Below are 7276 nucleotides of genomic sequence, written 5' to 3' on the forward strand. Positions count from 1 at the left end.
CGACCACTTCGGCTCCTTCTTCCAGATTCTGCTGGATGAGTTGCGTCGCCGGTTTCAACTGATCCAGAGAGATCAACTGCACTTCCATCGATTGCTGGCGGCTGATCTGGCGGCCAATTTCCTCGACGGTCCCGAACGCTCGCAACCTTCCGTGCGTGATAATGGCGACCTGCTGACAGATACGTGCCAATTCGGGAAGGATGTGACTGGTCACCACCACGGTCTTCCCCTGCCTGGTCAACTCGATCAACAAGTCTCGCATTTCAATTCGGGCCTGTGGATCCAGCCCGTTACTTGGCTCGTCGAGAATCACGATCTTGGGATCGTGTAACAACGTGCGAGCGAGCCCGACACGCTGCTGCATTCCATGGCTGATGCGTTCGACGTAGCTCTCTTTCATGTACGCAGTTTGAGTCAGTTCCATGACGTCCGCGACTCGCTTCGCCCGCAGTCGAGCAGGGATTGCACAGGCCGCAGCAAAGAAGTCCAGATATTCCCGTACGCGCATGTTGTCATACGCCCCGAATTTATCTGGCATGTAACCTACCAGGCGTTTGATCTCGCGGGCGTCCCGCAGGCAATCGACACCAGCGATCGAAGCACTGCCGGAAGTCGGCTTGATCAGACCGACCAGAATCTTGATCGTTGTCGTCTTCCCAGCCCCGTTGGGACCAATCAGCCCGAGAATCTGTCCCGGCGCAACCGTCAGGGTCAAACCGTCAAGTGCCGTGAACGAGCCATAGCGCTTCGTTAGACCTTTGATACAGAGTGCTGGAACGGAACCGGCCCCGTCCCCTGAGGCTTTTGTGTTCATGCTCAGTCCTCTTTCGTCGAATCAGTGGCGGTAGCCCAGACATGCAAGTCCAGTGACTCGATTCGCCAGGTGTTCGCAGCAGAGATTGCACCGGTTGGATTCGGGGTCTGTGATCGAGACGTGTCTCCACCGCTGATCCCCAGAGAGAGATCGCCATCCTGCGAGATGGCCAGCACTTCGCTGTCATCCAGATCAAAACCAACAGTGTTGGCAGGATCAACAACACTTGCGAGGCTGACCGAAGCGTTATCCCGTATCCCCAGAATTTCGAGGCGACCAATCGGTCCGGTCACCCTCACCTCCAGCCGTGCTTTTTTCGCAGACAAAGGAAGCAGTTCACGCGGAAGCTGGAAACGGAGCCAGGTCGTACTGGGGCTGGAACGTTCCTGCCATTCCTTTCTGAGATCATCCCAGAAACCCGCGGGCAGCGTACCGTCGGGGGGACGGCGGGTTGAGAAGTTGACCAGCATGGAGGGGATCAGCACTTCAGTTCCTTGCGGTGGACGAGTCAGATTGAGGCGAATCGCCAGCAGCGCATCGCCCTGTCGAGTCAGTCCGTCGCCGAAATTGAAGCCCGAATCCCACTTGTCAAGCCACACCAGCAAATGCGGGTGGTCCAGATAGTTCTTCCATCGCGCATTCGCAAACAGTTCCTGAAAGATCTTCAACCGACGATCCTGCTGATCACCGACGTAAGTCGCGTCGAGGAACTGACCTTCACCGAACGTGTCTTCACTCTTGGCAACGAATTCGCCGTCGGAAGAAAACTTGACCCCGATTCGGCCGTTTCTCGTCGCCAGCAGTGCATCCTGACGGCTCGCCTCCGGCCCCCTGTAGGTGCCAACAAGTCCGGCAGAATCCAGTGTGGCGATCGCTTCGATGCGTTCCACGTGTGTCTGGGAAAGCGCGTCGGTATAGAGTGACAGCCCTGCTTCCTGCGGCAACCCATCCCAGCGTGAAGATGCGAGGTCGCTGGCAATGAGACGTCGGGTCGATGCAGTGGAATCGGTCTTTTCAGGCCACAGCTTTCCCCCTTGAGGCATCTGAGCGAGCGAGACTCCCTGGTCTGTTCGATAAACTGCCGTCACCCCTTCTGCGCGCAAATCGTCCGTTCCCCCGATCGCACGCAGGAGGTGAGATCCCGCGACAGTTCCCGGCACCCCATAGCGATTAGAGACACCGATTCCTGTGAGGATAAACCCAAACACAACAGCCAGCAGCGAACCACACCACCCGAAATGCTCGAGTCGATCGAGCCGTTGCAGTCCCACTGCGGCCACCAGCAAAAGGACCAGGAATGTGCTCATCGTTGCCACAATCAGCCCCCAGGTCGGGACTTTATAAGAGACGTGCTTTACGGCCTGTGACTCAAGAGACACTGTCTTCGCGATTTCGGGTTCACGGCGTGCCAGAACATAGGCAGCCAGATCTTCCATCCGCGAATTTGGCAGGAACGCTGATTCTGATCCTGGAGTTTTCTCCATCTCCAGACGTTTTGCTTCGGGAGTCGGGTTAACCCAGGCTCGCGCTCCCAGTGTGGTGAGAAGCACCCGGCCCTCACCGAACGAACCAGTCAGCGCCGCCGGCCATCCGTCGACCGTGTTGACGATTCTCATTCCAGAAATGAGCAGCTGAACCATCTCGACCGGTTCGTCATATTCGACTGTGTTACCGGGCTCACCTTTGGGAGATGCCAGGTTCGGGCCTTTGTCGATTCGAACGGACGTCTTGCGGACACGCCCCACCACACGCCCGGCGAACTGATCCCCCAGGAGTCGTTCCAGGACTTCTGCGTCGACACGATCGAGCATGATCCACAAGTTCCCCCCCGAATGGACCCAGCGTCGAAGCGTTGCCAGGGCTGCAACGTCGTCAGCGACCCGATCGTCAGCAATTACGATATGATCGAGATAGTCGTAACTGGTTTCATTAGCTGGCAGGAACTGATCGCCAATGACGGTGATGCGATTATTCAGCCCTTGATTCACTCGATTGGCCACAACGAGATCGACAACATCCTGTGGAATGTGGCTGGAGTGCCGCCACCCCGCGATGATTCCCGTGTTTCGGTCGGTATTTGTCAGCACCAGCGAACGGTCATGGCGAAGCTGCCCTGAGTCATTCTTAATCAGGACTTCTTTCCCTTCGGACTCGTCTATCACAAGCGTATGAATGTTCGCCGTTGTCCCCGTCGACGTTTCGAAGAGCGGCAAACGAACAGGGTGAGATAACTGCAATCGGGAGCGCGCAGGAACAGTAAGTTGCCGACCATACTGGAGAGTTGGATAATCAGCGAAGTAGGTCGTACAAAGGAGTTTTCGCGCGGCCCCACTTCGATTCTCAACCCGAAACTGAAACTCACCCCAACGATCGGGAACAAACGCGAAGTTACCCAGTCGGGAGTTCGTCTCAATGGAAAACCGAACAGACGACTCTGCCGGAATCTGACCATCCTCGGCTGAGCTAATTCCGTCGACAGCATGAGCTTGCTGAGCCGCGACCACAATAAGGAGCGCGGTCAGTAATCGAATTGAATGTGCGAGAAACCGAATGACAATCACCTCGCGCAGCTTTCCCGAGCTTTTGAAACAAAGCAATTTCGTGTGGTCAGTCGAACGCAGAATGCATTGAAGAGAAGCGAATTGAGCGGTTGATCCTATCGATGGGAAGTACCCGATGCAACCGCATGAAATCAGAAGATTTCATGAACTCAGGCCGCTCGGCCGAAATGGCAGAGAACGTCGATTGCAGGCTCATGCACAGAGATTCTGTTCACACCGACAAATTAAACATGTCCGCAGCAGCGGGTCGCAAGCTTTTCACTCGCCGTCCGATATCTCCCCGTCGGTAGAACGACCGAAACACAGATTTCGTGACCACTGCCTGAACCGCTCATCTCAAGTGGACGCCTGAGACCCGGAACGCCTTTTACTGATCTACTGAATCAATTAGCACTGATGCCCTGACTAACCCGCCCAAAGCACTTTGCAGCCGATAGCGACAAACTGTTTGATCACGATTCAGTCAAATCAACTGAAGACAGGACTCACAGTCTTTCGTGAGAAATTCGTCAAGGATCGTCGCGGAAGACTCAAATTGTGAATTGAATTGGCTATGCTCATGCGCCTTATCGCATCCCGTCGCATCTCGCAGTTGATCCAGTTCTCATCTCATACTGAATCAGGGACTTCATCCAGTGGCTACTAACGACGTGAAAAGCACATCGGCAGAAACAAAATCGGAAGGACCGGCCACGATGCCGTCCACCGGGCGACGCATTTCTCTGGACCAGTTCCGCGGGTATGCCGTTGCTGTCATGTTCATTGTGAATTTCTGCGGTGACCTGAAGGCCATTCCAGACTGGATCAAACATCACGACACCTACTTCAGCTACGCCGATTCCATCATGCCGGGGTTTATCTTTGCTGCCGGCTTTTCCTACCGACTGACGATGCTTCGTCGGTTGGCACGTGACGGTGCACTTGCCAGCTACCGACACGCCGTGATTCGGGGCCTCAGTCTGGTGCTCGTTTCGCTCGCCATGTACGGATTCAACGACTCGTTCGTGAAATCCTGGAACGACGTTAATCCGAATCAGGTGTGGGACTTTATTGCCGGGATGATCAAGGCGAATCTCTGGGAAACACTCGCGATCATCGGAGTGACTCAGATTGTCGTTCTCCCTTTCATTGCCGCCCGAACGCCGGTGCTGATCCTGGGGATGCTGGCACTGCTCACCGGACACCTGCTGTTCTCATATTCCTTCAATTTCGCGTTCATTTTTGGGCAACCAAACTGGTTGAACGCCTATTGGGGTGCGGCGAAGAGCGGATGCTGGGATGGGGGTGTCTTCGGCACCATGAATTGGGGCGTCATCATGCTCGCCGGTGCCCTCTCGTATGAGCTGATCAACAACCGGCAACCGGCCCAGGCGGGAGGATTGCTGTTAGGACTCGGTGCGGTAGTGATGGCCATCGCTTACGGCCTTTCGTGTATTTCGACCGCGTACGACATTCCCGTGGACTCGCCACCCACTCCACGAGATCTGGCCGAATCTCCCGTCATTCCCACGACCGAACAACGCGCCAAAATACGACTGGCAGAACCGCCGTTCTTCGCACCACCACCTAAAGACCCCGGTCAGTATGAACAACTGAAGAGCACCGGTGCCACACCCGAACCCGTTCTGCGACGCTATAACTATTGGATGATGAGCAAGCGAATCGTCTCGGCCCCTTTCGTCCTCTTCGCATCGGGCTTCTCAATGGCGACTCTTGCACTGTTCGTCTTTCTGACGGATCTGGGAGGCATTTCGATCGGGCTGTTCCGCACCTTTGGGACCAATGCCCTGGCCGCCTACTTCCTGCATCATTCCATCGAGGTTGCGGTGCGGGGAATTGTCCCCAAGGACTCTCCATTGTGGTGGTGCCTGTGCGGACTCGGCATTTTCTACATGACTACCTACGCCTTTGTCCGGTTCCTGGAAAAACAGCGCATTTTTATTCGGCTGTAGGTCTGAAAGTTTGAAGCGACGTGCCGATTCGGCATGTTGCTTCGTTGTTTTGGCAACTTGATTTGAGTTGTACTCTGGTCTGTCTGAGGGATTTTTCGATACCCGGAAAGGGTTGGATCTGACTATGTCTTCAGTCGCATCGCCTAAGGTTCGCCTTACGTCCCTGGACCAGTTTCGTGGTTACACGATGTTCGGAATGCTGCTGGTCAACTTTCTGGGTGGATACGCGATGTGCCCCCGGATCCTGAAGCATACGCACGACTACTGCAGCTACGCCGATACGATCATGCCCCAGTTCCTGTTCGCGGCAGGCTTTGCCATGAGGCTGAGCCTGGGGAAGCGAATGGAATCCGGGGGCAAGATGCCCTGGGGACGCGCAATCCGACGAATCGTCGGCCTGGGACTGGTGGCCATCCTCTGGTACTCCTACTGCGACTTAGACGGAATCATTAAAGATTACCAATCGAAGCCGCTCGGCGATGTGCTGTTTCAGCTCTTCAAACGTCGGTGGTTTCAGACGCTAATGCACATTGCCGTCACGTCGCTTTGGATTTTGCCGGTCGTGACTTCGCACTGGAAGATTCGCGTCGGATACATGTTCTTCTCAGTCATTCTGCACTTCTGCCTCTCGTGGTGGTTCAATTTTGAGTGGGTGAATACAGACCCCAACGGGATTGATGGGGGACCCCTTGGATTTTTGACGTGGGCCGTTCCTGCCATCTGCGGAACCTTGGCCTGCGACGCCGTACGAGCATTTGGCACCGGTGCGGCGACCCGCATCGCACTCGGCGGCGTCGGAGTGATGTTGATCGGTTGGATCATTTCTAATGGAACCGTCCTGTATAACTATCCTGCAACTCCGCAGGATGACGCCCAGCTCACTTCGTCGACCTCCGCCGCTGCTCCCACGGCCGCCGCACCGGTTGACGCAGCACAAGCGACGACGGCGAAGCCCCGCAACAGGAAACTTGCGCTCGATCCGGTGATCCCGACGATGGATCGACTGAAGTCATGGGACGGGACTCTGGCCGAACCACCATTCGTTCCACCTCCGGTTGCGGGCAAAGAATTTGAACCGAAGGGGCAGGAGGGAACCAGTAAGATGTACCGCCATTGGAATTACTGGATGATGAGTCAACGCAGCGGCAACCCCTCCTATCCGACATTTGCCGCCGGATTTTCCCTGGTCATCTATGCGTTGTTTCTGTGGGCCTGTGACGGGCGCGGGTGGAATCTCGGGTTCTTCCGAACGCTCGGTACCAATTCCCTTGCGGCCTACATCCTGCACAGTGTCGCAGGCTGGATCGTGGTTCCCTATTTTCCAAAGGACTCTTCTGAGTGGCGCGCGCTCTTAGGGTTCGCCTGCTTCACCCTGATCGTCTACCTCTGCTGCCGCCTCCTCGAGCGACTTGGTTGGTACATCCGCGTCTGATCGAACAGCGATGCTCTGTTGACGACCGTGTTTTCACACCGAGTCACGGCCTCAATCATCCAGAGGGATCAACGAGTCGTTACGGAGCAAGATGAACCGATCGCAGTCTCCAGAAATCACGACACGCGAGGCGGTTGTCTGCGATGACATCCCCTCGCGCGACAGACTTCGGTCGACGCAGAAATGCCGGTACACTCCTGCTGATGAACGGATCATTCTCGGTTCCGGTCATCATTAGTTTAACCCATCAGTACAGACTGACGAGGAATGCCCATGTGGATCCAACGACTGCATTGCAGATTCGCTCCTGCTTTTCTACTGGCCGTTGTGTGCGGAAACCAGTTGACCGCCTCGGCCGCTGAATTCGATCTTGAGAAGTTGAAGCGTCTGGATGCAGTGATGCAGAAGTACGTCGAAGACAAAACGGTCGCGGGGCTTACTGCGGCAATCGGTTCACGAGAAGGGATCGTTGCCACCTCCGCGCTCGGCTATTTAAACCGTGAGCAGAAACTCAAGA

The 7276-nt window shown here is 55.6% G+C and carries 4 protein-coding genes and 1 pseudogene; 3 read left to right on the forward strand and 2 right to left on the reverse strand.

Annotated elements, in window-relative coordinates; translation table 11 throughout:
* A partial coding sequence (locus tag VGE80_RS19655) for an ABC transporter ATP-binding protein (protein ID WP_440593844.1) occupies positions 1-814 on the reverse strand: 814 nt, incomplete at its 3' end.
* A gap of 2 nt (positions 815-816) precedes the next feature.
* A complete protein-coding gene (locus VGE80_RS19660; protein ID WP_440593845.1) occupies positions 817-3375 on the reverse strand; it encodes a hypothetical protein in 2559 nt (852 codons plus the stop codon).
* A gap of 635 nt (positions 3376-4010) precedes the next feature.
* On the opposite strand from VGE80_RS19660, the gene VGE80_RS19665 reads away from it, so the two are divergent.
* From VGE80_RS19665 to VGE80_RS19675, 3 genes and pseudogenes are all read left to right on the forward strand, one after another.
* The gene (locus VGE80_RS19665) at positions 4011-5327 is read left to right on the forward strand and encodes a heparan-alpha-glucosaminide N-acetyltransferase domain-containing protein (protein WP_397570931.1); all 1317 of its coding nucleotides are present in this window, start codon (positions 4011-4013) and stop codon (positions 5325-5327) included.
* A 124-nt stretch (positions 5328-5451) separates the two neighbouring features.
* Positions 5452-6759, forward strand: a complete 1308-nt coding sequence (locus tag VGE80_RS19670; RefSeq protein WP_440593846.1) for a hypothetical protein — start codon at positions 5452-5454, stop codon at positions 6757-6759.
* Between the two features lie 273 nt (positions 6760-7032).
* Positions 7033-7276: pseudogene (locus tag VGE80_RS19675) on the forward strand (hypothetical protein); the annotation flags it as partial.

Source organism: Schlesneria sp. (genome assembly GCF_036405755.1).
Taxonomy (GTDB): Bacteria; Planctomycetota; Planctomycetia; order Planctomycetales; family Planctomycetaceae; genus Schlesneria; species Schlesneria sphaerica.

What these genes read in the sequence shown, in the direction of transcription:
- VGE80_RS19670 (WP_440593846.1), top strand. Translation starts at nt 5,452, where the DNA reads ATGTCTTCAGTCGCATCGCCTAAGGTTCGCCTTACGTCCCTGGACCAG.